This is a genomic window from Frankia sp. AgB32 (assembly GCF_023243045.1).
Taxonomy (GTDB): domain Bacteria; phylum Actinomycetota; class Actinomycetes; order Frankiales; family Frankiaceae; genus Frankia.
Window position 1 is genome coordinate 28,492 of the sequence record NZ_JALKFX010000039.1, and the last position, 26,818, is coordinate 55,309.

Annotated in this window: 23 protein-coding genes and 1 pseudogene; 8 read left to right on the forward strand and 16 right to left on the reverse strand. The window is 73.3% G+C overall.

All coding sequences use genetic code 11. The features are described 5' to 3' along the window. Positions 1-246 precede the first annotated feature (246 nt). On the forward strand, positions 247-963 hold the full coding sequence (locus MXD60_RS14050) for an AraC family transcriptional regulator (protein WP_248819499.1): 717 nt from the start codon (positions 247-249) through the stop codon (positions 961-963). 96 nt (positions 964-1,059) lie between these two features. Here MXD60_RS14050 and MXD60_RS14055 read toward each other — a convergent pair whose 3' ends face one another. The 6 genes from MXD60_RS14055 to miaB all read right to left on the reverse strand — a co-directional run bounded on the left by MXD60_RS14055 (position 1,060) and on the right by miaB (position 6,930). Continuing rightward, complete coding sequence (locus MXD60_RS14055) at positions 1,060-1,473, reverse strand: VOC family protein (RefSeq protein WP_248819500.1); 414 nt, start codon at positions 1,471-1,473, stop codon at positions 1,060-1,062. A gap of 86 nt (positions 1,474-1,559) precedes the next feature. Continuing rightward, positions 1,560-2,522, reverse strand: coding sequence for a diaminopimelate epimerase (dapF, locus tag MXD60_RS14060; protein WP_248819501.1), 963 nt, complete (start codon positions 2,520-2,522; stop codon positions 1,560-1,562). A 33-nt stretch (positions 2,523-2,555) separates the two neighbouring features. Next, the gene (locus MXD60_RS14065) at positions 2,556-3,446 is read right to left on the reverse strand and encodes an EAL domain-containing protein (RefSeq protein WP_248819502.1); all 891 of its coding nucleotides are present in this window, start codon (positions 3,444-3,446) and stop codon (positions 2,556-2,558) included. Positions 3,447-3,552: 106 nt separating this feature from the next. After that, a complete protein-coding gene (gene miaA / locus MXD60_RS14070) occupies positions 3,553-4,473 on the reverse strand; it encodes a tRNA (adenosine(37)-N6)-dimethylallyltransferase MiaA (protein ID WP_518467948.1) in 921 nt (306 codons plus the stop codon). After that, a complete protein-coding gene (locus MXD60_RS14075) occupies positions 4,457-5,278 on the reverse strand; it encodes a class III extradiol ring-cleavage dioxygenase family protein (protein ID WP_248819504.1) in 822 nt (273 codons plus the stop codon). The genes miaA and MXD60_RS14075 overlap by 17 nt, the downstream gene beginning before the upstream one ends. After that, positions 5,275-6,930: a tRNA (N6-isopentenyl adenosine(37)-C2)-methylthiotransferase MiaB gene (gene miaB / locus MXD60_RS14080; protein ID WP_518467941.1), complete on the reverse strand. Its 1,656-nt coding sequence runs from the start codon at positions 6,928-6,930 to the stop codon at positions 5,275-5,277. Before miaB ends, MXD60_RS14075 begins: the two co-directional genes overlap by 4 nt. Before the next feature lie 307 nt (positions 6,931-7,237). Between miaB and MXD60_RS14085 the strand changes: the two genes are divergently transcribed. The 4 genes from MXD60_RS14085 to MXD60_RS14100 all read left to right on the forward strand — a co-directional run bounded on the left by MXD60_RS14085 (position 7,238) and on the right by MXD60_RS14100 (position 10,672). Further along, entirely contained in the window at positions 7,238-7,972 is a 735-nt protein-coding gene (locus MXD60_RS14085) for an amino acid ABC transporter ATP-binding protein (RefSeq protein WP_308222475.1), read from the forward strand. Between the two features lie 216 nt (positions 7,973-8,188). Continuing rightward, positions 8,189-9,115 (forward strand): glutamate ABC transporter substrate-binding protein, encoded by a 927-nt coding sequence (locus tag MXD60_RS14090; protein WP_248819506.1) that lies wholly within the window; start codon positions 8,189-8,191, stop codon positions 9,113-9,115. 61 nt (positions 9,116-9,176) lie between these two features. Then, positions 9,177-9,797 carry an amino acid ABC transporter permease gene (locus MXD60_RS14095; protein WP_248819524.1) on the forward strand — a complete coding sequence of 207 codons (621 nt, stop codon included), beginning with the start codon at positions 9,177-9,179 and terminating at the stop codon, positions 9,795-9,797. Further along, entirely contained in the window at positions 9,794-10,672 is an 879-nt protein-coding gene (locus MXD60_RS14100) for an amino acid ABC transporter permease (protein ID WP_248819507.1), read from the forward strand. Before MXD60_RS14095 ends, MXD60_RS14100 begins: the two co-directional genes overlap by 4 nt. Positions 10,673-10,720: 48 nt before the next feature. Here the strand turns inward: MXD60_RS14100 and rny are convergent, their stop codons facing one another. The 4 genes from rny to MXD60_RS14120 form a co-directional block, all read right to left on the reverse strand. Beyond that, a complete protein-coding gene (gene rny / locus MXD60_RS14105; protein ID WP_248819508.1) occupies positions 10,721-12,709 on the reverse strand; it encodes a ribonuclease Y in 1,989 nt (662 codons plus the stop codon). A gap of 346 nt (positions 12,710-13,055) precedes the next feature. Further along, the gene (gene recX / locus MXD60_RS14110) at positions 13,056-13,640 is read right to left on the reverse strand and encodes a recombination regulator RecX (RefSeq protein ID WP_248819509.1); all 585 of its coding nucleotides are present in this window, start codon (positions 13,638-13,640) and stop codon (positions 13,056-13,058) included. A gap of 3 nt (positions 13,641-13,643) precedes the next feature. Further along, entirely contained in the window at positions 13,644-14,684 is a 1,041-nt protein-coding gene (recA, locus tag MXD60_RS14115) for a recombinase RecA (RefSeq protein ID WP_248819510.1), read from the reverse strand. Between the two features lie 192 nt (positions 14,685-14,876). Beyond that, positions 14,877-15,071: a DUF3046 domain-containing protein gene (locus MXD60_RS14120; protein WP_248819511.1), complete on the reverse strand. Its 195-nt coding sequence runs from the start codon at positions 15,069-15,071 to the stop codon at positions 14,877-14,879. 220 nt (positions 15,072-15,291) lie between these two features. Between MXD60_RS14120 and MXD60_RS14125 the strand changes: the two genes are divergently transcribed. Then, positions 15,292-17,862, forward strand: coding sequence for a trehalose-6-phosphate synthase (locus tag MXD60_RS14125; protein ID WP_248819512.1), 2,571 nt, complete (start codon positions 15,292-15,294; stop codon positions 17,860-17,862). Between the two features lie 72 nt (positions 17,863-17,934). On the opposite strand, the gene otsB is transcribed toward MXD60_RS14125, so the two are convergent. From otsB to MXD60_RS14140, 3 genes are all read right to left on the reverse strand, one after another. Next, complete coding sequence (otsB, locus tag MXD60_RS14130; protein WP_248819513.1) at positions 17,935-18,804, reverse strand: trehalose-phosphatase; 870 nt, start codon at positions 18,802-18,804, stop codon at positions 17,935-17,937. Positions 18,805-18,893: 89 nt separating this feature from the next. Continuing rightward, on the reverse strand, positions 18,894-19,535 hold the full coding sequence (locus MXD60_RS14135) for a LytR C-terminal domain-containing protein (protein ID WP_248819514.1): 642 nt from the start codon (positions 19,533-19,535) through the stop codon (positions 18,894-18,896). A gap of 8 nt (positions 19,536-19,543) precedes the next feature. Next, positions 19,544-19,852, reverse strand: coding sequence for a DUF3263 domain-containing protein (locus MXD60_RS14140; RefSeq protein ID WP_248819515.1), 309 nt, complete (start codon positions 19,850-19,852; stop codon positions 19,544-19,546). Positions 19,853-20,065: 213 nt separating this feature from the next. Between MXD60_RS14140 and MXD60_RS14145 the strand changes: the two genes are divergently transcribed. After that, on the forward strand, positions 20,066-20,527 hold the full coding sequence (locus tag MXD60_RS14145) for an RNHCP domain-containing protein (RefSeq protein ID WP_248819516.1): 462 nt from the start codon (positions 20,066-20,068) through the stop codon (positions 20,525-20,527). 144 nt (positions 20,528-20,671) lie between these two features. Here the strand turns inward: MXD60_RS14145 and MXD60_RS14150 are convergent, their stop codons facing one another. Further along, positions 20,672-21,928 carry a Glu/Leu/Phe/Val family dehydrogenase gene (locus MXD60_RS14150; RefSeq protein WP_248819517.1) on the reverse strand — a complete coding sequence of 419 codons (1,257 nt, stop codon included), beginning with the start codon at positions 21,926-21,928 and terminating at the stop codon, positions 20,672-20,674. A gap of 103 nt (positions 21,929-22,031) precedes the next feature. Here MXD60_RS14150 and MXD60_RS14155 point away from each other — a divergent pair. Next, positions 22,032-23,069: pseudogene (locus MXD60_RS14155) on the forward strand (glycosyltransferase 87 family protein); the annotation flags it as partial. 338 nt (positions 23,070-23,407) lie between these two features. Here the strand turns inward: MXD60_RS14155 and MXD60_RS14160 are convergent. Both MXD60_RS14160 and MXD60_RS14165 read right to left on the reverse strand, forming a co-directional pair. After that, positions 23,408-24,871, reverse strand: a complete 1,464-nt coding sequence (locus MXD60_RS14160; protein ID WP_248819518.1) for a glycosyltransferase family 4 protein — start codon at positions 24,869-24,871, stop codon at positions 23,408-23,410. Further along, complete coding sequence (locus MXD60_RS14165) at positions 24,868-26,160, reverse strand: hypothetical protein (protein ID WP_518467950.1); 1,293 nt, start codon at positions 26,158-26,160, stop codon at positions 24,868-24,870. The genes MXD60_RS14160 and MXD60_RS14165 overlap by 4 nt, the downstream gene beginning before the upstream one ends. Positions 26,161-26,818: the final 658 nt, after the last annotated feature.

The following is a 26,818-nucleotide window of genomic DNA, read 5'->3' on the forward strand; positions in this document are numbered from 1 at the left end:
CATTCCGCGTTGCTTCATCCGGCCTGGTCACGCGCGTGCGCGACCACTTCGGGGAATTCGCCTGGTCCGCCGCCGCACGGCGCCGGTCGCACCGCGTCAGGTCATCGCGGCGTTCCCGGGCGGATTCGGCCCGTCGCCTGCAAGGGTCCCACGCCCGCACACCGATCGCGAATGGTTTCGCCGGCCGCGTTCGGCCATCGGTGTGATCGGCTCGGCCATCGGTGTGATCGGCGTAGCCTCGGCGGGGTGTACCGCGAACGACGGGCCGGCCAGTTACCGGCCACGGCCTGGCTCGCGAGCGCCCGCCCAGGCCCGGAGGACCACCGGGTGCTGCCCGACGGCTGCATCGACATCATCTGGCACTCCGACGGCCGGTTGATCGTCGCCGGGCCGGACACTGCCGCCACCATGGTGCGCTGGATGCCCGGGGTGCGTTACGCGGGCCTGCGATTCGATCCCGGTCACGGACCCGCGCATGTCGGCGTCGACGCCGAGCAGCTGCGCGACAGCCGCGCCGACCTGGCCGATCTGTGGGGCGCCGGGCCGGCCCGCCAACTCACCGAGCGGATCGCCGCCGCGGCGGACCCGGTCGCCGCGCTGACGGCGGAACTCGCGGGCAGAACCGCGCATCCCGGCCTGTCCGATCCCCTCGCACCCGCCATCGTCGCCGGGATCCAGGGCCGAGCCCCGGTGGTCGACCTCGCCCGTGCCGCCGGCCTGAGCGAGCGTCAGCTGCTGCGTCGCTGCCGGCGGATGTTCGGCTACGGCCCGAAGACGCTGGCCCGCATCCTGCGGCTGCAGGACGCGGTACGGGCGGCCCGGCCGGGTCGGACCCTCGCCGACGTCGCCGCCGACGCCGGCTACGCCGATCAGGCCCACCTCTCCCACGAGGTGCGAGCGCTCACCGGCGTCACCGCGACCGGCCTGCTCACTCCGGTTTCGACCAGCCCCGAGGCCGCCTGATCACACGACCGGAGCCGGCGCCCGGACGGCCAGCGTCGTCGCGGCCCACGCAGGCGTGATCCGCCGGCCGGGCCGCGATCCGCGGCCGAGGGACGCTCAGGTGGTCGTGGCGGCGACCGGCAGGGGCGCGTACAGGTCGACGTGGTTGCCGTCGGGGTCGGCGACGGTGGCATAGCGCTGCCCCCAGAAGGCGTCCCAGGGCGGCAGGTGCCCGGAATGTCCGGCGGTGAGGAGGTCCGCGTAGGTGGCGTCGACCTCGGCGGGGTCGGCGCAGGCGAAGGCGAGTCCCACCCGCCCGGAGCCGCCGGTGGCCGGCGTCCAGTCGGGATCGAACGACCGGATGGTGGCCTCGGTGTCGAAGGCGATCCGCAGCCCCCCGGGCAGGGTCACCTCGACGTGCGGCTCGGACTCGGCTCCGGCCGGCACGTCGAGCCCCAGCATGCGGTAGAAGGCCACGCTGCGGCTCATGTCCGAGACGACCAGGCCGATCAGGTTGAAGGCGATTGTCATGTCCGCAGGCTAGGACGGCCCAGCAGGGCCGGTCTTGTCGGAAACGGACACCGTTCGCCCGCCGGCGCGGCCGGTGGGTGGGTGGGTCAGCAGGCAGCGGCGGTGGTGAGTCCGGCAGCGTCCAGGACCTCGGCGGCGGCCGCGGCCCCGGCGGCGTCCGCCGCTGCCGGCCGGCTGCGCGGCGCGAACGCGCCTGGCCGCACCACGCCGTCGAAGACCAGCTCGGCTGGTCCCCGCAGGAGCACGTTGTCGGCCCGCCAGATCACCACCAGGTTCCCGCCGGGCACGTCGACCGGAACCTCGACCTCGGGCGCGGCCACGGACGGCCGCCGGCCGTGGCGTTGCGCCCAGGCCACCGCCACGGCGCAGGCACCCGTACCGCAGGAGGCCGTCTCCCCCACCCCGCGTTCGTAGACCCGCATCGCCAGGCCGCCCGGCCGTTCCACCACGATCTCGACGTTCACCCCGGCGGGAAAGTCGGCCGGGGAGAACTCCGGCGGGCGGGTGAGATCGAGCCGGCGCAGCGCGGCGACATCAAGATCGTCAGCGAAGCACACGCCATGGGGGTTGCCCATCGACACGGCGGCGGCGGTGAACGAACGCCCGGCCACGGCGACCGGCACCCCGGGGCCGGCGGCGAGCCGCGGCGGGCCCATCTCGACCGTCACGTCGCCCTGGACCGGCACGTCGACGACCCGCAGGCCGGCGCGAGTGGCGACGGGGAACTGGCCGGGCGGTGCGTAGCCCGCCTCGACCAGGTAGCGGGCGAACACCCGGGCGCCGTTGCCGCACATCTCGGCGAGCGAACCGTCCGCGTTGCGGTAGTCCATGAACCAGCGGGCCGCATCCGCCAGGCCGGCGGCCTCGGGAGCCGCCGCCGCGAGCACCGCCCGCAGCACCCCGTCGGCGCCGATGCCGAAGCGGCGGTCGCACAGCCCGCGGACCAGGTCCTCGGTCAGGTCGAGATCGCCGTCCGGATCGGGCAGCACGACGAAGTCGTTGCCGGTGCCGTGGCCCTTGACGAAACGCAGTTCCTGGTCGTCCCGCACGGATCCATCGTACGGGCGTGCCACGCGCCCGGCTCAGCCCGCCGCGGCCTGCACCCAGGGCCGCAGCCGGTCGTCCGCCCGCGCCGGCGGCCGGTACCACCGGTCGGGACGGCCGCGGCCGAGCGCGATCAGCCGGGCGTCCTCCACCGGCACGGGCGGGCAGAACACCGGGCCGATGGCCCGATCGCAGTCGAGGGCGAGGACGCGCGCCGCCAACTGCGCCGTGTCCACCCCGTCGGCGACGACGGTCAGGCGCCGCTGGTGCGCGATCCGGACGATCGCCGCGACCACCGCTTCGCCTTCCAGGTCACGCATGGTCGCCCGCAGGTACAGCCCGTCGAGCTTCACCAGGTCCAGCGGCAGCAGGTCGAGCATGGCGAGCGAACCGAACCAGGTGCCGAACGACTCCACCGCGACCGCCACGCCGCGGGCCCGCAGCCCGTCGAGCAGCCGGGGAACGATGGGCGCGGACATACCCAGGGCCCGTTCGCTGAACTCCAGCCCGAGCGCGCCGGCCGGCAGCAGCCGACCGGCCATCAGCCGGTCGACCTCGGCGAGGAACGCGGGGCTGGCGAGCTGGCGGACATCGATGTTCACCCACAGCCGGGGCGGGCGAATCGCGGTGCCCACCGCCATCCGGTGCCAGGTGCGCGCCTCGGTCACCGCCATCCGCAGGACCCACTGGTCGACCTGGTGGACCAGGCCGGCGGCGGCGGCAATGGGCATGAACTCCGCGGGGCCGAGCACCCCCCGTTCCGGATGCTGCCAGCGTGGATGCGCCTCCATCCCGGGAACAGACCCGTTGCGCAGATCCACTTCGGGTTGGAAATGCAGCCGCAGGGAGCCGTCGTCGAAAGCGGCGTAGAGGGCGGGGACGAGGGTCAGATCAGGTGGCGGGCCACCAGCGGCCGAAGGCACGGTCACATCGATGTCTCCAGACGCCGAGCGAGGCCGTCGGCCGCGCGCCGGTCACCGGCGACGCCGCCCCGCGCCGTCTGGAACTCCGGCGATCGGTACGACCGGTGACCCGTCAGAGCAAATCCACCAGCCGCAACGCCTCGGTGACGTCGGGTTGGTCAAGCCAGAATATCCGCTTGTCCCGCCGGAACCAGGACCTTTGCCGACGGGCAAAGCGGCGGGTCGCGGTAATTGTGGCAAGCTTGGCCTCCGCAGCGGAGTCCATTGCGCCATCCAGCCAAGCGAGCAGCTGAGCATATCCAAGCGCACGGGACGCCGTACGCCCTTCCCGAAGTCCGCGCTGTTCCAACTCCCGCACTTCGTCCGGAAAACCCGCGTCCCACATTCTGTCCACCCGTTGCGTGATGCGATCGTCGAGATCGGCGCGATCGACCCCGATCTGGACGACGTCGTAGACCGCCCGGTGATCCGGCAGGGTTGCCTCGAAGGTGCCGGTCAGCTCGACGACCTCGAGCGCCCGCACGATCCGCCGACCGTTCGTCGGCAGGATCGCCGCGGCCGCCCGCGGTTCCCGGCGGGCCAGCTCGCCGTGCAGCGCGGGCGCGCCCAACCGGGCGAGTTCCGTCTCCCAGCGGGCCCGCACGACCGGGTCGGTGCCCGGAAAACTCAGGTCGTCCAGCGCCGCGCGCAGGTACAGCCCGGAGCCGCCGACCAGCACCGGCACCCGGCCGGCGGCCAGCAGGTCGTCGATCACCCGGCGGGCGTCCGTCTGGTAGGTCGCGACGTCCGCCGCCCGCGTCACCTCCCACACGTCGAGAAGGTGGTGCGGCACCCCGCGGCGCTCCTCGATCGAGACCTTGGCGGTACCGATGTCCATACCGCGGTAGAGCTGCATCGAGTCCGCGTTGACGACCTCACCGCCGAGGGCGAGGGCGAGGGCGATACCGAGGTCGGTCTTGCCGGCCGCCGTCGGCCCCACCACCGCCACGACCGGCCCCCGCGCGGTCACCGCGCGGTCACCGCGCGGTCCGATCACCTCGGGCGTCCCGGCTGGCCCAGACCGCGACCAGGTAGCCGACGCCGTAGGGCGCGTCGTCGTAGAGCAGGTCGCTGGTCCAGGCCCCGGACGGCTGGTCGGGCCCCGCTGCGGCGACCAGCACGCCGGCGAGGACCTGCCAGGACGCGCGGCCGGCAGCCAGCAGGTCCGCCGCCAGCGTCGGGTCGAGGGCGAGCAGACCAGCCGGGTCGGGGCCGGCCAGCGCGGCCGCGGCGGCGGCGTCGAAGGCCGCCGCCCGCTCGTCGAGGCCGCCGGGGGCCTTCAGGGTGCGACGGGCCGAGCCGTCCCCCATCACCAGCAGACCCAGCCGTTCCCGCGGCGCGGTCCGTTCGAGGACGCATGCGCCAAGATCGGCAGCCTGCTTCGGCGAGTAGGCGGCCGGGACGCCCAGCGCCGCACGGGCGCCGCCCCAGCCGGCAGCCGCCAGCAGCCATGCTCCCACCGTCAACGACAGCGGCAGCAACGGCGACCCGGCGGTGGACGGTGACCCGGCGGTGGACGGCGGCGAGGTCACCGGGTCGGCGGCGTCCTCGAGGGCGGACGGCGGGCCGAGCGGGACGGTCAGATCGACCCCGAATCCGGCCAGGGTCCCGGCAGCGTCCGGGCCGTAGACCGCCGCCGCCGGTGCGTCACCCACCACGACGATGCGGTCCGGCCGGCTGGCCACGAGCCGCCGCACCGCCTCCACCGCCGCGGCCCGCGCCGCGACCGGCTCGCCGCGCCCGACCTCGGGGACGAGCAGCGGCGGGTGCGGGCAGACCGCCGCCGCGACGAAGGTCATCGCCGCCCGGGCAGTGCGGCCGGGACGTCCTCGCCACCGGCCGCCCGTACCGTCCGCGCGACGGGGAACGGCTCGGCCAGCGGGACCGGCCCGGTCGACCCGCACGATCCGGCCGGCGCGCAGGAGTCCACCGGCGTCGGCGCGTCGACCGGGGCCGCCGGGCGCACGCCCGGCATCCCCAGGACGACCGCCGGCCGGGCGGCGTCCGCGGTCGGCGCGCGCCGGGACGCCTCCCAGGCATCGCCAGCGCGGGTGCGCCGATGGCTCAGCAGCGGGCCGTCGGCGGTCAGATGATGCGGCGCCGCCCGCGTCACGACGGTCTCCACGATGTCGCCCGGCCGGGGACCGGCAGTGTCGCCCGGCCGGGGACCGGCAGTGTCGCCCGGCCGGGGACCGGCGTCCGGCCCGGCCCGGAAGTGGACGAGTCGGCCGTCGCGGGCCCGGCCGGACAGCCGACCGGTGGCATCGTCCTTGCGGCCCTCACCCTGCGCGACCAGGAGCTCGACCCGGCGGCCGACGAGCTCGCGGTTCTGCGCCCAGGAGCTCTCGTCCTGCAGCGCGACGAGGCGGCCGTACCGCTCGGCGACCGTGGCCCGGTCGATCTGGTCCTCCATCGTCGCCGCCGGGGTACCGGGCCGCGGGGAGTACTGGAAGGTGAAGGCGCCGGAGAAACGGGCCTCGCGGACCACGTCGAGGGTGTCGGCGAAATCCGCGTCGGTCTCGCCGGGAAAGCCGACGATGATGTCGGTGGTGATAGCGGCGTCGGGCATCGCGGCGCGGACCCGCTCGATGATGCCGAGGTAGCGGTCGCGCCGGTAGGAGCGGCGCATCCGGCGCAGCACCGCGTCCGAACCGGACTGCAGCGGCATGTGCAGCTGGTGGCAGACGTTCGGGGTGGTGGCCATCGCCTCGATGACGTCATCGGTGAAGTCGCGCGGATGGGGCGAGGTGAAACGCACCCGTTCCAGCCCCTCGATCCGGCCGCAGGCGACGAGCAGCCGGGCGAACGCGCCGGGGTCGCCGAGCGAGCGGCCGTAGGAGTTCACGTTCTGGCCCAGCAGAGTGATCTCCAGCGCACCCTCCGCGACCAGCGCCTCGACCTCGGCGAGCACGTCGCCCGGGCGCCGGTCGCGCTCCTGGCCGCGCAGGCTGGGGACGATGCAGAAGGTGCAGGTGTTGTCGCAGCCGACGCTGATGCTGACCCAGGCCGAGTGGTGGCTGGCCCGGCGGGTCGGCAGCGAGCTGGGGAACACCTCGAGCGCCTCGGCGATCTCCAGCTGGGCCGCGGCGTTGTGCCGGGCGCGCTCGAGCAGGACCGGCAGCCGGTGCAGGTTGTGGGTGCCGAAGACGACGTCGACCCAGGGAGCGCGGTCGAGGATGGTGGAGCGGTCCTTCTGCGCCAGGCAGCCGCCGACGGCGATCTGCATTCCGGGATGGCTCTTCTTCACCGGAACGAGCTGACCGAGGTTGCCGTAGAGCCGGTTGTCGGCGTTCTCCCGCACCGCGCAGGTGTTGAACACGACGACGTCCGCCTCCGCGCCGGCGGCGACCGGAACGTAGCCGGCGGACTCAAGCAGGCCGGAGAGCCGTTCGGAGTCGTGGACGTTCATCTGACAGCCGAACGTGCGTACCTCGTAGCTGCGGCCCATCACGCCCACCAGCGTACGGCGCGCCCGGCGCGACCCGCCGACGTGGCTGCGGCGCGGACGCGGGACGGCGTCGGGGTTGCGCGGCCGGCCGGCGATGCAGCCTTATGTCGTGGAATTTACAAATTTAGCCGGATAAGCGCCTCTTGCGCTAACGTCCGCCGAAGTGATCGGCGGACCGGGACCCCACCGGACGCATCCGCCGCCACATCTGTCGGGCCCACGACTGATCCGCGCGCCTGGCGGCATCCGCGTGTCGCCACCGGCATGATCGGGGCTCAATCCGTTTTCGCGACCAGGTCGGGAGGTCGAGGTGCCCCTGGTAACCCTGGAGGAGGTCGGAAAATCATTCGGCGACAACCAGGTACTGACGGACATCGACCTGACCGTCGAATCCGGGGAGGTCGTGGTCGTCATCGGCCCCTCCGGCTCCGGCAAGTCGACGCTCTGTCGCTGCATCAACCGCCTGGAGACGGTTGACACCGGCCGTATCCTCTTCGAGGATAAACCACTCCCGACCGAGGGCCGGGAACTCGCCCGCATGCGTTCCCGGGTCGGCATGGTTTTCCAGTCGTTCAATCTGTTCGCGCACCGTACGGTGCTGGACAATGTGACGATCGGGCCGATGAAGGTACTCGGCCAGAAACGTCCGCAGGCCGAGGCCCGGGCCCGGGAACTGCTCGAACGCGTGGGAATCGCGGACAAGGCCGACCGGCTGCCGCGACAGCTGTCCGGCGGTCAGCAGCAGCGGGCCGCGATCGCCCGGGCGCTGGCGATGGACCCGGTGCTCATGCTGTTCGACGAGCCCACCTCCGCACTGGACCCGGAGATGATCTCCGAGGTGCTGGATGTCATGCGCTCGCTGGCCTCGACCGGCATGACCATGATCGTGGTCACCCACGAGATGGGCTTCGCCCGGTCCGCCGCGGACCGGGTCGCCTTCATGGCCGACGGCCGCATCCTGGAGATCTCCCCACCGGACGCCTTCTTCGACGCACCGCAATCCGAGCGGGCCCGGGACTTCCTGGCCCGCATCCTGCGGCACTGAGCCCTGCCCGGCGGCACTGGGACCCTGCCCGGCGGCACCGAGCCCTGCCCGGCGGCACTGGGACCCTGCCCGGCGGCACCGAGCCCTGCCCGGCGGCGCTGGGACCCTGCCGCCGTGCCGCACCGCCCACGGCGGCTCGACCGCGACCAGAACCGCATCCGTTTTCAGCCCCGCGTTCCGGTCCTCCACGGCCGGAGCACCTCGAGAGGATCGGTCATGCGCACTCCGTTCAGACGAGGAAACCCCGGCCGGCCGGCCACCTCCGGCCGACTGCGGGCCGGCGCGCTGCTGCTCGGCGCCACGCTGCTCGCGGGCGTCGGCCTGACCGCCTGCGGCAGCGACAGCGACGCGGACAGCGCCGTGCCCAGTACCTCGGCGAGCTTCGCCCCGGGCACGACGATGGCCCGCCTGCACGACGCCGGAAAGATCACCGTCGGCACCAAGTTCGACCAGAACCTCTTCGGCCTGAAGAACCTCAGCGGCAGGCCCGAGGGCTTCGACATCGAGATCACGAAAATCATCACCGACGCGCTCGGAATTCCGCGCGACAAGGTGAACTTCGTGGAGACCGTCTCGGCGAACCGCGAGCCGTTCATCCAGCAGGGCCGGGTCGACATGGTGGCCGCCACCTACACGATCAACGACAAGCGCAAGAAGGTCGTCGACTTCGCCGGGCCGTACTACATCTCCGGCCAGTCCATCATGGTGGCGAAGAACAACACCGACATCACCGGAAAGGACTCGCTGGCGGGCAAGAAGGTGTGCTCGGTCAGCGGGTCGACCCCGGCCGAGAACATCCACAAGGTGGCCCCTCAGGCCAACCTCGTGCTGTTCGACGGATACAGCAAGTGCGCCGACGCCCTGAAGAACGGCCAGGTGGACGCCGTGACCACCGACAACGGGATTCTGCTCGGCCTCATGGCCAAGGACCCCGGCACCTTCAAACTGGTCGGCGGTACCTTCACGAAGGAGCCGTACGGCATCGGGATCCGCAAGGGTGACACCGCCTTCCGGACGTTCATCAACGACACCCTCCAGGCCGCCTACTCCGACGGCCGCTGGGCGAAGGCGTACAAGGACACGGTCGGCAAGGTCGAGCCGAACACCCCGACCCCGCCGCCGGTCGACCGCTACACCTCCTGATCGGAGGCACCACGGCGACGAAGGGAGCACCGCGATCCACGCCGTCCTCGACAACCTCGACATCTTCGCCGAGGGCCTGCGCCGCACGGTCGGACTGAGCCTGTTCGCCGCCCTGGCGGCGTTGGTGCTCGGGACCGCCCTGGCGGCGATGCGGGTCTCGCCGGTCGCGCCGCTGCGCTGGCTCGGCACCGCCTACGTGGAAACGGTCCGCAACACCCCGCTGACCGTGGTGTTCTTCTTCGTCGTGTTCGTCCTCCCGCAGGTCGACGTCGTGTTCTCGTACTTCACCTTCGCGGTCGTCGCGCTGTCGATCTACCACGCGGCGCTGGTCTGCGAGGCGGTCCGGTCCGGCATCAACGGGGTTGATGTCGGACAGGCCGAGGCGGCCCGGGCACTGGGGCTGACGTTCTCGCAGAACCTGCGACTGATCGTGCTGCCCCAGGCCTTCCGCAACGTGATCCAGCCACTCGGCAGTGTGATCAGCGCGCTGATCCGCAACTCCTCGATCGCCGCGGCATTCGGTGTGCAGGAACTGACCGGGGTGGTGCAGCGGCTGACGACGGCGAACCCGGACTCGGTCATCGCCGTCCTGTTCGGCGGCGTCATCGGCTATCTGATCCTCACCCTGGCGCTGGCGGGAGTGCTCACCGTGACCGAACGACGCGTGGCGGGCTCGCGGTGAGCGGCGCACCGATCGTGCTCGCGGATCCGCCGGGGCCCCGGGGCCGGCGGCGGATCCTGATCGCGAGCGTCATCGCGCTGCTCGGGGTCGCCGCGCTGCTCACACTCGCGGCGTTACGGCTGGCCGACAAGGGCCAGTTCGACAGCGAGCTGTGGAGCGTGTTCGTCGACCAGCCGGACCTGCGCACGCTGCTGTGGAACGGATGGCTCGACACGGTGCGGGCGGCGGCGGTCGGGATGGTGTTCGCGGTGCTGCTGGGAACCGGGTTGGCGATTGCCCGGATCTCCCGGTACCGCGCGGTACGGGCCGTGGCGACCGCCCTGGTGGAACTGCTGCGCAGCCTGCCGGTGCTGATGCTGATCCTGTTCGCCTACCTGGGGTTGCCCGCTCTGGGCTGGCAGCTCTCGGCGTTCTGGGCGCTGGTGCTCGGGCTGACCGCGTACAACGGCGCCGTGCTCAGCGAGATCATCCGCGCCGGCATCGGCTCTCTCGACCGGGGCCAGACGGAGGCCGCCGCCGCGATCGGCCTGCGACCGATGCAGGTCTTCCGGCTCGTCCAGTTCCCGCAGGCGGTGCGGCGGATGAGTCCGACCCTGGTCACCCAGCTGGTGACCCTCCTCAAGGACACCTCACTGGGCTTCGTGATCGCCTACAGCGAGTTGCTACGCACCGGCCGGGGCGCCGTGGAGTTCCTCGGCAGCCGCTACGCGCTGCCGATCTACACGATGATCGCGTTGATATACATCGTCACGAACGGTTCACTGTCGCTGCTGGCCCGGTGGCTGGACCGCCGGCAGAGCCGCCGCCTCGACCGCGGGCACGCGGACCTGGTGATCGATTCCGCCGCCGGGACCGGCCCGCCCGGCGGCAGCTGACGTCGTTCCCCCGGCGCGCGGGCGCGGCACCGTCGGGACGGTACCGACTCAGCGGGCGGTGCCCACCGCGCGGGTTTCCCGCACGACGGTGACTCGGATCTGGCCGGGGTAGGTGAGCTCGTCCTCGATCTGCCGGGCGACGTCGCGGGCGAGCAGGTGGGCCGCGGCGTCGTCGACCTCCTCGGGGACGACCATGACCCGCACCTCGCGGCCGGCCTGCATGGCGAACACCCGATCCACGCCCGGGCGGTCGCCCGCTATCTGCTCGATGCGTTCGAGCCGCTTCACGTAGGACTCCAGGCTGTCCCGCCGGGCACCCGGCCGACCGCCGGAGATCTGGTCCGCCGCCTGGGTGAGCACGGCGCACAGCGAACGCGGCGCGACCTCGTTGTGATGCGCCTCGATGGCGTGCACGACCTCTTCGTTCTCCCCGTAGCGCCGGGCCATGTCGGCGCCGATGATGGCGTGCGAACCCGGCACCTCGTGGGTCAGCGCCTTGCCAAGGTCGTGGAGCAGGGCGGCCCGTTTCGCCAGCGGCAGGGCCATCCGCAGCTCCGCCGCCATGATCCCGGCCAGGTGGGCGCTTTCGATCAGGTGCGCGAGCACGTTCTGGCCGTAACTGGTGCGGTACCGTAGCCGCCCGAGCAGGGTCACCAGCTCCGGATGCATCTCGTCGACACCCGTTTCCAACAGGGCGTCCTCACCCGCCCGCACGCAGAGCTGCTCGACCTCGACCTGCGCTCGCGCGTACTCCTCCTCGATGCGGTGCGGATGGATGCGGCCGTCGGACACCAGCGCGGCCAGCGTGATCCGGCCGATCTCCCGGCGAACCGGGTCGAAGCAGCTGAGCAGAACGGCCTCCGGCGTGTCGTCGATGAGGACGTTCACTCCCGTGACGGATTCGAAGGCACGGATGTTGCGGCCTTCGCGGCCGATGATCCGTCCCTTCATCTCGTCGCCCGGCAGGTGAACCACGGTCACGACGCTCTCGGTGGTCTGCTCGGAGGCGATGCGCTGGATGGCGGTGGTGACGATCCGCCGGGCGCGCTCCTCGCCCTCCTCCTGGGCCTGGGTCTCGATCTCCCGTACCAGCAGCGCCGCCTCGCGCCTGGCGTCCTGCTCCATGGTCGACACCAGCTCGGCGCGGGCCGCAGTGGCGGTCAGACCCGCGACCTGTTCGAGGGCCTGCCGCCGGGCTGCCTCGGCATCGGCCACCTCGGCCGTGCGTCGCTCCACCTCGGCGGCCTGGTCTCGCAGGTCCTGCTCCCGTCGCGCCAGCCGGTGCGCCTGCTTGTCCAGGTCGGCGACGCGTTCGGCGGCCTGCTGCTCACGGGTGTCGAGCGCCGCCTGCCGTCCCTGCAGCTCGGTACGGCTGACCCGGGCGTCGCGCTCGAAGGCGGATCGCGCCTCGGCGATCTCCGCGCGGGCCGCGGCCAGCTCGGAACGCGCCGCCTCCCGCGCCGCCGACTCGGCCCGGGCCGCCTCCTTCGCCACCTGAGCCTGCGCGCGCTCACGCAGTGACGTGGCTTCCTCCGCGCCTCGGCGGCGGATCTCCGCGGCCTCCCGCTCCGCACGGGCGAGGCGCTCTCGCACCTCTCGCTCCACACGGATGAGGACCTGCGCCGCCTCCGCCTCGGCCGCGAGGACCGACCGCCGGGATTCCGCCCGCAGTTCACCGCCCGCCCGCTCGGCCGCCACAGCCCGCTCAGCCGCCGGCGTCTTCTCGCGCGGGATCGGAGCCGCTGGCTGAACCACGCCAGGCTCGTCTCCGTCTGCCGTCGTGGTCTCACCGGCTGGAGCGGGCGGTAGCACCCGGACCATGGGCTCCCCGTCATCCAACGCGGAGTCGTCACGGAGGAGGTCGTCGGCCTCCGATGGCGCGAGGGGAACCAGGGAGCGGGCGCGACGTCGGGTCGCCGCGCCGTGAAACTGCGCCGACGGACGCCCCTCCGAGCGCATCAGCCAGCCCACCGCGGCGACCATGCCGACCAGGACGACGAGCACCAGCGACAGGAGGATGACTAACACGCCCTCCATCGCTGCTCCCTCTGCTGTCGTCAGGCCCGCCGAAGCGAGCTGGACCGGAGCGGCGAAGGACCCACGACCGGGCACGATCACAGCCGCAGAGAACGCGAAAGCCCAGAGTTACACAATGGCACCAGCAACACCACAGCCTGATCATCATCGACGGCCGGGCACCGGGCATTCTGAACTGGGCACCCGCGGGACGGCTGCCTGCGTGTGAAGTTGAGCGAGCTATCTACACCGCGTCACCGCGGGATCCTGCCACCTTTTCAAAAGAGTAGATCGGGACGGATTCCTGGGTCAAGAAATTCATCACATTGACAGCGACGCCGCAATCTACCCGCGGCGCCCACGCGGACTAGTCCCACTCGGGCGAGGGCTCCACCTCGTCCTCGTGATCGGCGACAGCGAGCTGTTCACGCACGACCCGGGCCGCCAGCTCCCCCGAGTAGCCCCGCCGCATCAGCATGGCCACCAGGCGGCGGACCCGGGCCTGCTCCGGTAGCCGATCCATGCTCACCAGCCGGCGCCGGACAAGATCGCGAGCGACCTCCGCCTCGTCCGCCTCATCGATGACCCCGGTGGCCGCGTCGACAACGTCCGGCTCGACTCCGCGCCGACGCAGCTCGGCTGCCAGCGCCTGACGCCCGAGCCCGCGCCGCTCCCGCGCGGAACTGACGTAGGCGGCGGCGAAGGCGTCGTCGTCGACGAGCCCGACAGCAGTCAGACGATCGAGGACTGTCTCCGCGACGTCCTCAGACACTCCCCGGCGACGCAGGGTCACGGCGAGCTCGGCGCGACTGCGCGCCCGCGCGGCCAGTTGGTGTAGGCAGATCTCTCGCGCGACCGCCACCGGATCGGTCGGCTGGCCGGCGTTGTCGGCGGGCCCGGCACCGAGACCGGTGGTAGGTCGGCGTTCGGCGTCGCGCCGACCGGCCGGCATCGGCTACAGGTCGATCGGGACCGGCGCCTCGGCGTCGGCCTCGAGGGTGGGCAGGATGCCGAGCTTCTCCTTGATCTTCTTTTCGACCTCGTTGGCCAGGTCGGGATTGTCCCGAAGGAACGACCGGGCATTCTCCTTGCCCTGACCGAGCTGATCTCCGTCATAGGTGTACCAGGCACCGGACTTGCGAATGATGCCGTGTTCGACGCCCATGTCGATCAGGGAACCCTCACGGCTGATACCCCCGCCATAGACGATGTCGAATTCGGCGGTCCGGAACGGCGGAGCCACCTTGTTCTTCACCACCTTCACCCGGGTGCGGTTACCCACAGCCTCCGCGCCATCCTTCAGCGTCTCGATACGGCGCACATCGAGCCGCACCGAGGCGTAGAACTTCAGCGCCTTTCCACCGGTCGTCGTCTCCGGCGAGCCGAACATGACGCCGATCTTCTCGCGCAGCTGGTTGATGAAGATGGCGGTCGTGCCGGAGTTCGCCAGCGCGCCCGTCATCTTGCGCAGCGCCTGCGACATCAACCGGGCCTGGAGACCGACGTGGCTGTCGCCCATCTCACCCTCGATCTCGGCCCGCGGCACGAGCGCGGCCACCGAGTCGATGACGATGATGTCCAGCGCACCGGACCGCACGAGCATGTCCGCGATCTCCAGCGCCTGCTCACCGGTGTCCGGCTGGGAGACCAGCAGGCTGTCGGTGTCCACGCCGAGCTTCCCCGCGTAGTCCGGGTCCAGGGCGTGCTCGGCGTCGATGAACGCCGCGATCCCCCCGAGCGCCTGCGCGTTGGCCACCACGTGCAACGCGACGGTCGTCTTACCGGAGGACTCCGGGCCGTACACCTCGATGATGCGCCCGCGCGGAAGCCCACCGATACCGAGCGCGACATCCAGCGCGATCGAACCCGTGGGGATGGCCTGAATCGGGGGCCGGGTGTCGTCTCCCAGCCGCATGACCGAACCCTTGCCGAACGCCTTGTCGATCTGGGCGAGCGCGTTTTCCAACGCCTTCTCGCGGTCGAGCCCTGCCGCCATTGAGGTCACTCCATGCTGGGGTCGTCGATTCTTGGCCACGGAGATGACGTTAGGCCGGGGGTCCGACAGTTTCGAGAGCCGGGGCCGATCTGTGGACGGCCGCGACGCGGACGCTGTGGACAAGGAGCATCATGGGGATAACTCTAGCCGAACAGGCGTTCGACCAGCGAACGACACGCCGGGCGGGGGCCCTCAGCGCTCCCGCGCGGGCACGTCGAACTGCTCGCACACCGCCCGCCAGACGACCTTCGCGTCGTCCCCACGGGCCAGCGCCGCCTCGACCGTCACCCCGCCGAGCTCGGCAAGAACATGATCGTGGGCGAACGACTCCGCGTAGGCAGAGCCGAACCGGTCGCTCATCTTCGCCCAGAACTCGGTCAACCGCACCCCGCCAGTGTGCACCGGCCGGAAGCGACCCGGTCAACCACATCCGCCCCCGCGCTGGCCGAAGCTCCCGCCGCCGCGACGGGTCCACGGCGGCCGGCTGCCCCGGACGCCCCGACGGCGGCCGACGGCGGCCGACGACAGATGTTGGACCAACCGCCGGACCAGCCGCCGCAAGGCCGGCCGAGGAAACCTGTCGGAGCCACGACGCAGACTGGACGACGTGAGCCTGGACAGCCCGGACGACCCGCAGGACCCGCTCGCGTCGTTCTCCGCACCGACGCGGGAGTGGTTCCGTGCCGCCTTCGCCGCCCCCACACCAGCCCAGCGAGGCGCGTGGGAGGCCATCCGCGCCGGCGGCAACGCCCTGGTCGTCGCCCCGACGGGCTCGGGCAAGACCCTCGCGGCCTTCCTGTGGTCACTGGACGCGCTGGCACGCGCGCCGCTGCCGGCCGAACGCACCCGCCGCTGCCGGGTGCTCTACGTCAGCCCGCTCAAGGCGCTGGCTGTCGACGTGGAGCGCAACCTGCGGGCCCCCCTGGCAGGCATGCGCGCGGCGGCGCAGCGCCTCGGCCTTCCGCTACCCGAGATCACCGTCGGTATCCGTTCGGGCGACACCCCGGCCGCCGCCCGGCGCAGCTTCGGAACGAGCCCGCCCGACGTCCTGATCACCACGCCGGAATCCTTGTTTCTCGTGCTCACCAGCGCGGCCCGAGAAGCGCTGCGGGGCGTGACCGCAGTGATCATCGACGAGGTGCACGCGGTCGCCGGCACCAAGCGGGGCGCGCACCTGGCGGTCAGTCTGGAGCGCCTGGACGCGCTGCTCGACCGTCCCGCGCAGCGGGTCGGACTGTCGGCCACGGTGCGGCCGATCGACGAGGTCGCCCGGTTCCTTGGCGGCCCGGCTCCGGTCACGGTCGTGCGTCCGCCGTCGAGCAAGACGCTCGAACTGCAGGTCGTGGTGCCGGTCGAGGACATGGCGAGTCTCGGCGAACCGGTCTCCGACGCCACCGCCGACGGCTCGGCCGCCGCCGCGCCGCCCCGCGCCTCCATCTGGCCGGCGGTCGAGGAGCGGGTGCTCGACCTGGTGCTCGCGCACTCCTCGACGATCGTGTTCGCGAACTCCCGCCGGCTGGCGGAGCGACTGTGTGCCCGGCTGAACGAGCTGCACGCCGAGCGGCTGGCCGTGGCGGCGCAGCGGGCCGAGTCCACCACGCGCGGCGGCGACGCCGCGATCGATCTGGATGTTCTCCCGCCCCTCGATCTGGGGCCGAACGGCGCCGGGGTACCCCGGATCGGGGGGGGGGGGGGGGGGGGGGGGGCGCCCGCGGGGGGGGGGGGGGGGGGGGCCCCCGCCGCCCCCGACGGCGAGCTGGTGCTGCGCCGCGGCGCCGGCGGCCTGGTCAGCGGTCTGAGTCAGGCGGCGGCCGACGCCCCGGCCGAGACCGGGCCGATGGTCTGGGTGTGTGCGGCGCTCTCCGACGCGGATCGGCGGGCGGCTCGCGCCGCTCCCGGCGGGCGGCTCGACCTCGCCGGACACGACACCGGCGGGGCGGCCGTGCGGATGCTCGACATCGACCGGACGGTGTTCGACCGGGCCTACAACGCGGTGGCCAACCGCGTCCTGTGGTTCGTCCAGCATCTGCTGTACGCGCCGGCGTCGCAGCCGGTCTTCGGGCCGACGTTCCGCCGCGACTGGGCGGCGTACGAGACGTACAACACGATGTTCGCCGAGGCGCTGGCGCACGAGGCCGCGCCGGGCGCCTCGGTGATCGTGCAGGACTACCACCTGACGCTGGTCGCCGGCCGGCTGCGCCGACTGCGTCCGGACCTGCGCATCGCGCACTTCAGTCACACGCCGTGGGCGCCGGCCGGGTACTTCCGGATGCTTCCGGACGACGTGGGCGAGCAGATCCTGCGCGGCATGCTCGGCGCCGACCGGCTCGGGTTCCTCACCGACGTGTGGGCCGACGCGTTCGAGGAGTGCGCCCGCGGGCTGCCCGGGGTCCGGGTCGAGCCGAGGGAACTGGTGGTGGCGTCCCCGGTGGCGCCCCGGACCGGGCCGCCACCCGATCCACGGGTGGTGCGGATCGGGGTGCACCCGCTGGGCGTGGACGCCGGCGAGCTACGCGGGCGGGCGGCGGCGGCCGACGTCGCCGCCCGGGTCGCGGAGCTGGAGAAACTCGCCGAGGGCCGGCGGCTGATCGTGCGGGTGGACCGCACCGAACTGTCCAAGAACATCGTGCGGGGCCTGGCCGCGTACCGCGAGCTGCTGCGGTCCTGGCCGCAGTGGCGCGGGAAGGTGGTGCATCTGGTCTGTGCCTACCCGTCCCGGCATGACCTGCCCGAATACCGTGAGTACACCGCGGCGGTGCAGCGGCTCGCCGCCGAGATCGACGACGAGTTCGCCGCGGACGGCTGGCGGCCGCTGCGCCTGGAACTGTCCGACGACTACCCTCGGTCGATCGCGGCGCTCTGTCTCGCGGAGGTGCTCGTGGTGAACCCGATCCGGGACGGGATGAACCTGGTCGCCAAGGAAGGACCGGTGTTGTCCCGACGCGACGCCGTTCTGGTCCTGTCCCGGGAGGCGGGCGCCTGCGCGGAGCTGGGCGCGGCGGCGCTGGTGATCAATCCGTTCGACATCCAGGCGACCGCGCAGGCGTTGCACGACGCGCTCATGATGGCGCCGGCCGACCGGCGGCGCCGCGCCGGCGAGCTCGCCGCGGTAGCCGGCCGGCTGCCACCGCGGACCTGGTTCACCGACCAGCTCGCCGCGTTGGCCGCCGACCACTGATCCGGCCGACCACTGGTCCGGCCGACCCGGCTGGACCGGCGACGCGACGGGCCGGCCGGGCGGTGGAGGGGCTCAGCCGCCGAGGCGGTCGGCGAGCACCTCCAGCAGCGAGACCATGCCGGCGGGCCCGCCGACCACGAGATCCGCCCGTTCCCGCAGCACGTCGGGCACCTCCGGGCTGTCGCTGCACACCGTGATGCCGGGGATGCCGGTGGCGCGTAGTTCGTCCACGGCGGTGAACGCGGGCAGGTCGCCGTAGTCGTCGCCGGCGACGAGGACGCTGCGGGCGCCGCGCTCCGCGACGAGCCCGCGCAGCGCGCCGCCCTTGTCGTGGCCGGGTGGGCGCAGCTCGAGCACCTTCTTGCCGGGCGCGGCCTCCAGACCGTGTTCCTCGGCCAGCGTGGTCAGCGCCGGGGCCAGCGCGCCCAGCGCCGAGTCGGGGTCGGCGGCGCGGCGCACGTGCACGACGAGCGCGTGGTGTTTGTCCTCGACGACGGTGCCGGCCGGCGCGTCGCGCAGCAGGTCCGGCAGGGCGGCGCGGACGGCGGCGACGCCGGGCAGCGGCTCGGGACTGGTGATCTCGCGGGTCTGCGAGTCCCAGCGCTGCAGCCCGTACTGGCCAAGAATGATCAGCTCGCCGAGGTCGGGCAGCTTCTCGACGCCGGTCAGTTCGAGCAGCGCGTCCACGGGCCGGCCAGTGATGATCGCGAGGGTGCCCACCTGGTGGGAGATCCTGCTCAGCGCGGCCAGCGCGCCAGGGGCCGGCGCGGCGTCGGCCGGTCGGGCGACGATCGGCGACAGCGTGCCGTCGAAGTCGAGGGCGATCAGGGCCCGGTCGGGCGCGGTGAGCAGCGCGGCCAGACCGGCACCACCGGCGGGGGTGCGCGGCGCGGGCGAGGCCGCAGCAGAGGTGGCGGAGTCGTGGTGGGTGGAGTCGGTCACAGGGCCTTCCCGGGTTCGTGTCGTCGAGATGGTCGAGGGCCGGCGATCGTGCCCACCACGGAGATCAGGGCGGGACGGTCACGCAATGATCATTTTTCCGGGTCGGCGGGGAAGTCCCGCGTGATGACGAGGATCAGTGGGTCGGAGATGGCGATCTGGGTCTGCGACCGGGGCGCGATCTTCTTGATCCCGGGGATGGCGTCCATGAGCGCCTGGGCGGCATCCCGGTGCGCGTCGTCATAGAAGACGGTGGGCACCGGCACGTTGTAGGTCGCCAGGTAGTTACCCGTCCGCGTGACGGGGAAGCCGGCCGCCTCGACCTGGCGGGCCGCGGACTCGGCCAGGCCGCCGATCCGGGAGTTGTTCAACACGACGACCGGCGCGGTCGCCACGGGCGGCGGACGTTCGGTTGCCGGCGGAGCGGACGTCGGCGCCGGCGACGGCGGCTTCTCGGCCGGACGGGTCGCCGACGGGCTCGGCCGCGGGGAGGGGGACGCGGAGGGTGTGGCCGAACGGGTCGCGCCGAGCGTCGCGCTGTCCGCCGTGCGGGTCGCGGCGGCCACCGGGCTGGCCGGGTGCTTCGGATCCGGTGCGCCGTTGAGCAGGTTGACGAGCAGGATGCCGGCGAGCACAGCGAGGATCGCGATGACGCCCGCCCAGACGCCGCGCAGCCGCTCGGGGCCGGGCGACGGGGACCGGCGCCGTCCCGGGGCGTGTGTGCCGTGCGTCATGAGTTGCTCTACTCCCCGCCCTGGTCCCGGCGGCCGGACCGGGCCGCCCGGCGCTGGTCGCGCAGCCGCCGCAGCCGCCGGACCAGCATGGGATCGGCGATCATCGCGGCCTCCGAGTCGATCAGCCGGTTGAGGATCTGGTAGTAACGCGTGGAGGACAGGCTGAATTCGGCGCGGATCGCCTCCTCCTTGGCGCCGGGATGGCGCCACCAGCCCTGCTCGAAGGCGAGAACGCGGCGGTCCCGGTCGGACAGCCCGGTGGGCGGCCCACCGGCCCCGCGGGGCTGCTCGGGTGGCAGGGGTGCGGCTGCCTGCACAGCGGGACCTCCTCGGGACGCGGCGGGGACAACGGGCGCGGCCAGGCGTGGAGTTGCCACGCCCGGTATGGTGCGCCGCCCACTATTTCACCCCCTGGGTCCGACAATCCCGCTCGTCCCCCTCCATGGGCCGCCGCGGGCCCACCCGCGCCGTACAGGGACGATCCCGCGCAACCGGGACCGCCCTCGCCGGGACCGTTCTAGGCTGGTCCGATGAGCCGACGCTTCACCCGCACGACCGAGGACTTCGACTGCCTCGTCTGCGGCGCGTCGGTGCGCGGTGACGGCTACACCAACCACTGCCCGCGCTGCCTGTGTTCCCGGCACGTCGACGTGCATCCCGGTGACCGCGCGGCCGACTGCGGCGGGGTGATGCGGCCCGTCGCCGTCGAGGCCCGCGCGCACGACACCGTGCTCACGCACGTCTGTGACCGGTGTGGCCACCGTCGCCGTAACCGCACCGGGCCGGCGGACGACGGCGATGCCCTGCGGACCGTCGCGACCGCGGCCGCGACAGCCGCGGTCCGCGCCGATCCGATGGCCGCCGGGGGGGCGCCGGGGGGGGGGCGGGGGGGGGCGGGGGGGGGGGGGGGGGGCGCGGGGGGGGGGGGGGGGGGGCCGCCGGGGGGCGCCCCCCCGGGCGGTATTGGCGGCCAGAGCGGTGCTGGCGGGTAGCCGCGCGAGTTGCCGAAGGTTCGCCCGATCGGTGGCCTTGACCGAGATCACCCTCGGCAACTCGGCGACCGGTACCGGCCGGGGACGTCCAGGGCTCGCAGGCCCGGGCGTCACCCGGCACGGCCGCTGTGGGGGTGGGCTGGGTCAGGGGTACAGGCCGCGGGTCCGATGCGCCTCCGCGACCCGGCTCACCCCGATGATGTGCGCCGCGCCGCGCATGCTGATGCCCTGCGTGGCGGCGACCGCGGCGACCTCGCCGTAGGCGCGTTCCATCAGGGTTCGCAACCGGTCGTTGACCTCGTCCTCGGACCAGAAGTACGCCTGCATGTCCTGCACCCACTCGAAGTAGGACACCGCGACGCCGCCGCCGTTGGCGAGGATGTCCGGCACCACGAGCACGCCCCGGTCCTCGAGGATCTGGTCGGCCTCGGCGGTGACGGGGCCGTTGGCGCCCTCGACGATGATCCCGGCCCGGATCCGGTCGGCGTTCTCGACGGTGATCACACCTTCGAGGGCCGCGGGGACCAGCACGTCGACGTCCAGTTCGAGCAGGTCGTCGTTGGTGATCGAGTCCGTCCCCGGGAAGCCCACGACGGTCTCCGCGCCGTCGGCGAGGTGGCGGATGAGCGCCGCCGGGTTGAGCCCCCGCCGGTTGTGGACGCCGCCCTTGACGTCGGAGACGGCGACGACCCGGCAGCCGGCGTCGTGCAGGTACTGGGCGGCCAGCGCCCCGACCTTGCCGAAGCCCTGGATCGCGACCGTCGTCGTGTGCGGGTCCCGGCCGGTCTGGCGCAGCGCGGCGAACAGCGCGAGCTGCACCCCGCGGCTGGTCGCGCCGGCACGGCCGGCCGAGCCGCCGATCGACATCGGCTTGCCGGTGACGACGCCGGTGGCGGTGTGGCCGGTGTGGGCCGAGTAGGTGTCCATGATCCAGGCCATGGTCTGCTCGTCGGTGCCCACGTCAGGGGCGGGGATGTCCTTCTCCGGCCCGATCAGGGGGACGAGCTCGGCCGCGTAGCGGCGAGTCATCCGCTCGCGCTCCTGGCGCGACAGCATCGCCGGCTCGACGGCGATGCCGCCCTTGGCACCGCCGTAGGGGATCCCCATCAGCGCGCACTTCCAGGTCATCCACATCGCCAACGCCTTGACCTCGTCGAGGTCGGTGTCGGGGTGGTAGCGGATGCCGCCCTTGCCGGGGCCGCGGGCGAGATTGTGCTGGACGCGGTAGCCGGTCAGCACCATCAGCTGCCCGTCGTCCCGTAGCAGGGGCACGCTGACGGTGATCGACCGTCGGGGTGTGCGGAGCAGTTCGTGCAGGCCGTCGTCGAGGCCCAGATGACGGGCCGCGTTCGCCAGTTGAACGCAGGCCGTGTCCCATGCTGAGCCGGATCCGAGGATCACAGGCACCTCCGCGGCGCGTTTCGAGCCACCCTCCGCCGCCGGACGCGCCGCCGGGTCCGCCGGCCACGACACGCTCCGTTGCGTGCCATGGCAGTGACTCGATATGGCGCAAACAATAGGTGACACTGGCGGGTCTCCGCCGGGCGCACGCGGGGTGAGCCTCGGCCCACCCACACGGGCCGGTACGGTCGCCGTCGTGCGCGCGGATCGGTCGTCCTCCACTGCCCGTCCGCGCCGCCCGGCGCCGGCCGCTGCGGCGCCGGCGCCGCGCGCCCCGGGGCTCGCGGTGGCCACAGCCCGGACCGGTCCGGGTACCGCCCGACCGGGCGCGTCGCGGCTGTGGATCGCCTGGCTGGTCACCCGGGCTGTGCTCGTCGTCGGCGTGCTGACGGGTCAGACGTTCGGTGCCCAGCAGAACGTGCAGGGAGACCTTCGGATCTACGCCGGCTGGGCCCACCAGCTCGGGCACGGCGGCGGGCTGCCGATCGGCGACGACCGGTGGCAGTACCCGCCTGCGGCGGCCGTCGCCTTCGTCCTCCCCGAGTTCGCGCACTCCCTCTTGGTGGTGCCCTATCGGGTGGGGTTCGTGGCGCTGATGATCCTTACCGACGCCGTTGCGACGGCCGTGCTGGCCCGCCGCGACCGCGGCGCGGCGCTGTTCTGGGTGGCCGGGATCACCGCGCTCGGCCCGGTGGCGCTGGCCCGGTTCGACCTGCTGCCGGCGGCGACGGCCCTCGGCGCCGTGCTCGCGATCGCCACCGGGCGGCCCGGTCGTGCCGGGGTCCACCTCGGTGCCGGGGCGCTGCTGAAGGTGTGGCCGGGGCTGCTGCTCGTCGCCCTGCCGCGGCCGGCCGGGCGGGGCCGGGTCTGGTCGTGGGCCGCGTTGGTCCGGGTCGTCGGCGGGCTGGCGTGCGCGGTGGCGGCGCTCGCCGTCCTCGTCGCGCTGACCGGATGGTGGCGGGACGTGTTCGGCTTCGTCGGCGCGCAGCGGGCCCGTGGGCTGCAGGTGGAGGCGGTCGCCGCGACCCCGTTCGTCCTCGCCCACATGGTCGGGGGAGATGCGCCCACCTACTCGTACGGCGCGTTGCAGTTCGACAGCCCGGCGGCCCGCGCCGTCGCGACGGCCTGCTCGGCGGTCGAGGCGGTCTTGATCATCCTCGTCGCGGTGTGGTGGTGGCTGCGCTCCCGGCCGGTGGCGGCGGGGAGCGGGGACGCGGACGAATCGGCCGCGGTCGGCGCGACCCTGGCCGCCCGGTCCCTCGCGCTGGTCACGGTGGTGGTGGTGACCGCCCGGGTGCTGAGCCCGCAGTACCTCGTCTGGCTGCTCGCGCTCGCCGCCGCCGGGCTCGCGGTCAGCGCCCTGCCCGCGCCGGGGGAGCCGCCGGCGGTGGCCTGTCGGCTGGACCGGGGCGGCTGGCCGGGCCGCGACCGCCGCCTGGCGGTGGCGCTGCTGGCCGTCGCGCTGCTGAGCCAGGTGATCTATCCGTGGCGGTACAACGACGTGATCCAGGGACGGATCGTGCTGAGTCTGCTGCTGGTGGTACGTAACGCCGGGCTGCTCACGGTGTGCTGGTGGGCGGCGCGGGCCGCCGCCGAGCCGGGACCGTTGCGGCGGGCCGCCTCGCGGACGAGCGCGGCGAACGTCGACCGGGCCGTCTCCTCCCAGGTGAACGTCGCCGCGTGGGCCAGCGCCCCGGCGGCGAGGCGGGCGTGCAGGTCCCGGTCGGTGAGCACGCCGGCCAGCGTCCGGCCGAGCTCGTCGGCCTCCACGAGCAGGCCGGTCTCGCCGTCGATGACCGCGTCGGTGTGCCCGGCGATGCGGGTCGCCACCGACGGCACCCCGCACGCCGCCGCCTCGGTGATCGTCATGCCCCAGCCCTCGCGGGCCGACGCCGAGGTGAGCACCCAGGACCGCTGGTAGAGCGCGCGCAGCTCGTCGTCGTCCACCCGACCGACGAGGTGCAGCCAGTCGGCCGCGCCGGCCGCGCGGATCTTCTTCTCCAGCTCCGGCCGCTCATAGCCCTCGCCGACGATGACCGCCTCCATCGTCGGGTGCTCCGTGCGGGCCCGCAGGAGGGCGTCGATGAGCAGGCCGAACCGCTTCACCGGGACGAGGCGGCCCACCGAGAGCACCAGCGGATGCGGCGAGCGCTCACCCGCCGGGGTGTAGGCCGGGTCGATGCCCGGCGGCACCACCGTGATGTTGCGCGGCGGCAGGCCCAGCAGCTCGATGATCTCGTGGCGGGACGACTGGGACAGCGTCAGGATCCGGGTCCGCCGGTACATCGGCGGGGCCACCCGGAACTCCATCGTCTCGCCGACCTTCGCGAGCCGGGGCGAGAGCACCATCCGCCACATCTCCGCGTGCACATGGTGCAGGAACACCACCCGCGGGCAACGAGCCCACACGGGGGAGAAGAACGGCATTCCGTTCCAGATCTCGACCAGGCCGTCCCACGGCCCGCCCCGGCCCGCCGCGCCGGAGAACGCCGTGCGGGGGAAGACGGAGTAGCGCCCGGCCTTGCGCACGACCGCGTAGCCGTTGCGGCGCACCGTCTCGGGGTGCCCCGGTGCCATCGCCGTGCGCAGGCTCACCTCGACGCCAGCCTGCGCCCACTGCTCCGCGACCTTGTCGGCGTGCAGCTCCGAGCCGCCGGACTCGGGATCGTCGAGGTCCCGCCAGGCCAGCATGTGCACCCGGCGCAGGCCCGAGGTCTCGACCAGCTCCGCCAGGGACGGACGCCGCGGCCCGATTCCCTCGATGCCGGGCGCGCCGACCTGCGGGGTGAGCAGCCCCGCGGGCACCGCGGCGCCGCCGGTCGCGGACGGCCTGCCCGCTGGGCCGCCGCTACCGGGCGCCGCGGGCCCGGCCGGCAGGATCAGTCCCGACGGGGTGGGCGGGATCGTCGCGCCGGGGCGCCGGCCGTTGCTCGGCGCGGTCATGCCCGCTCCGTCCGGCGGGCCGCGGCCAGCACGCACAGGCCGGTGACGATGGTCAGCGCCGCCTGGACCGCGAAGTCGACGCGAGCGGTCGACGTCGGCGATCCGTCCGCCCACAACAGCAGGGGGACGGCCACCGCGGCGGCGAGGCCCAGAGCCAGCAGCACGCCGCGCTCGCCGAGGGCGAGCAGGTAATGAGTGAACAGCACGGTAGCTCCGAGACAGGTCATCGCTGCGGCCAGGGGGAGGAGCGCGCCGGAGGCGTCGGTGAAGCGGGGGCCGAAGGCCAGAGCAAGAAGTTTGTCGGGTCCGGCGAGGGCGGCGCCGAGCAGCCCCACCGCGGGTACGAGGAGTATTGCGATGGTTGCGCCAAGTTGATGCAGGGCGTGCTGCCCGAGATGGCGCCGATCGGCGGCCTCGGGCAGCAGGAAGCCGGCCAGCACCACCGCGGCGAGTACCAGCACCTTGCTGGCGACCGAGACGGCGGCGTACGACCCCGACCGGTCCGGCGCCAGCCGGCCCTGCACCAGCACGTCGACGTTCTGGAGCAGCGCCAGCAGGGCGAGCGCGACCAGCGCGGCCCCCACCTCCGCGGCCAGCCGCGCGGGCGCCGGCCCCGCGCCCGGCACGGCCGGCACGGCCAGCGGGTTCGGGCTGGCGGCCGGGCCCGGTGGCGCGGCGGGCGTGCTCGCCGTCCCGGGAGCGGCCGCGTGAGCTGGGCCGAGGGCGTGCGGATGACGGGCCAACGACCAGCGGGCGTGCAGCAGCGCCGCCAGCACGCCGCACAGGACGCCGATCGCCACGCCGGACTCGTCCAGGCCGGCCAGTACCAGACCGATCGTCACCATGGACTTGATCGCGGCGTCGGCCAGCAGGTTCACGGCCAGGGCCGGGTAGAGCCGGGCGCACTGGAGCAGGCCGCGGTCGACGCACAGCAGGCACCAGGCCGCGCCCGCAGTGATGATCTCGGCGACGCCGCCCGGGCCGGGCAGGGACAGTTCGTGCGCCACGATCCCCCGGCCCACGACGGCCAGCACCGCGACGATCAGAACCGTCGCGACCCCGGCCCGCCGGACCCGGCGCACCCAGCCGGAGACCAGGTCCAGCTGACCGCTGTGCTGCCAGGTCGTGATCCGGCGGACGACGCCGACGAGCAGCGCGCTGCCTGGCATCGACACGACGAAGAAGATCGCGATGAGCTGGGCCACGGCGCCGTAGGAGCGGGTGCTCATCGCGCGGGCGATGAGCAGCGTGACCCCCATGTTGGCCGCGTTGGCCACGAGACCGGCCATGGCCAGCGGGATGGCGCCGCGCAGCGCCCCCCGCAGCCGGGTCCCACGGGTCTGCCGCAGCCGCCGGGCCAGCGCCGCACCACGGCCGGAACCTGTGCGGTCGACCGCCGGTGGCGGGGGAGCGAGGCCGGGGTGGTGGGGGTACCGGTCCGCCAGCGGACCGGGGATGACGGCCAGCAGGCCGGCCGACTGGCCGTCGGCGTCCACCTGGCCGGCGTCCACCTGGCCGGCGTCCTCGTCTGTGCCCACCTCGTCGGTGCTCACTTCGGCGACGCTCGCCTCGTCGGTGCCCTGTTCGTCGACGAGCGCGCCGGGGGCGCGTCGGGGGAGACCGAGGGGGCGATGGGGCCGCCGGCCCGTGGTGCGGTGTGGTGTTGCTCGCCGGGTGGCGGCCGATTCGTCCCCCGGCGGCACCGCGTTGCGGTTCACGAGAGCCCTCCCCGACGAGACACCCGGACATGGTCCCCGACCGGTGCCACGGAATACCCCACCCGCGGCCGTTTCACCCCTGGCGGGTGGCGGGTGGTGTGGTTCGTCCGGGGACCGGTGTTCACCGGATCGTCAGCGCCTTGCCCGCCAGTTCGGACTCCAGGACGAGGTCCGAGTCGACCATCATCGCGATCAGTTCCTCGAAACCGACCTTCGGTTCCCAGCCCAG

Bases quoted from the DNA above. Each gene is read 5' to 3' on its own strand.
- MXD60_RS14055 (WP_248819500.1), bottom strand. From the start codon at position 1,473: ATGACAATCGCCTTCAACCTGATCGGCCTGGTCGTCTCGGACATGAGC.
- MXD60_RS14075 (WP_248819504.1), bottom strand. From the start codon at position 5,278: ATGACCTTCGTCGCGGCGGCGGTCTGCCCGCACCCGCCGCTGCTCGTC.
- MXD60_RS14090 (WP_248819506.1), top strand. From the start codon at position 8,189: ATGCGCACTCCGTTCAGACGAGGAAACCCCGGCCGGCCGGCCACCTCC.
- rny (WP_248819508.1), bottom strand. From the start codon at position 12,709: ATGGAGGGCGTGTTAGTCATCCTCCTGTCGCTGGTGCTCGTCGTCCTG.
- recX (WP_248819509.1), bottom strand. From the start codon at position 13,640: ATGCCGGCCGGTCGGCGCGACGCCGAACGCCGACCTACCACCGGTCTC.
- recA (WP_248819510.1), bottom strand. From the start codon at position 14,684: ATGGCGGCAGGGCTCGACCGCGAGAAGGCGTTGGAAAACGCGCTCGCC.
- MXD60_RS14135 (WP_248819514.1), bottom strand. From the start codon at position 19,535: ATGACGCACGGCACACACGCCCCGGGACGGCGCCGGTCCCCGTCGCCC.
- MXD60_RS14145 (WP_248819516.1), top strand. From the start codon at position 20,066: ATGAGCCGACGCTTCACCCGCACGACCGAGGACTTCGACTGCCTCGTC.
- MXD60_RS14160 (WP_248819518.1), bottom strand. From the start codon at position 24,871: ATGACCGCGCCGAGCAACGGCCGGCGCCCCGGCGCGACGATCCCGCCC.
- MXD60_RS14165 (WP_518467950.1), bottom strand. From the start codon at position 26,160: ATGGCCGGTCTCGTGGCCAACGCGGCCAACATGGGGGTCACGCTGCTC.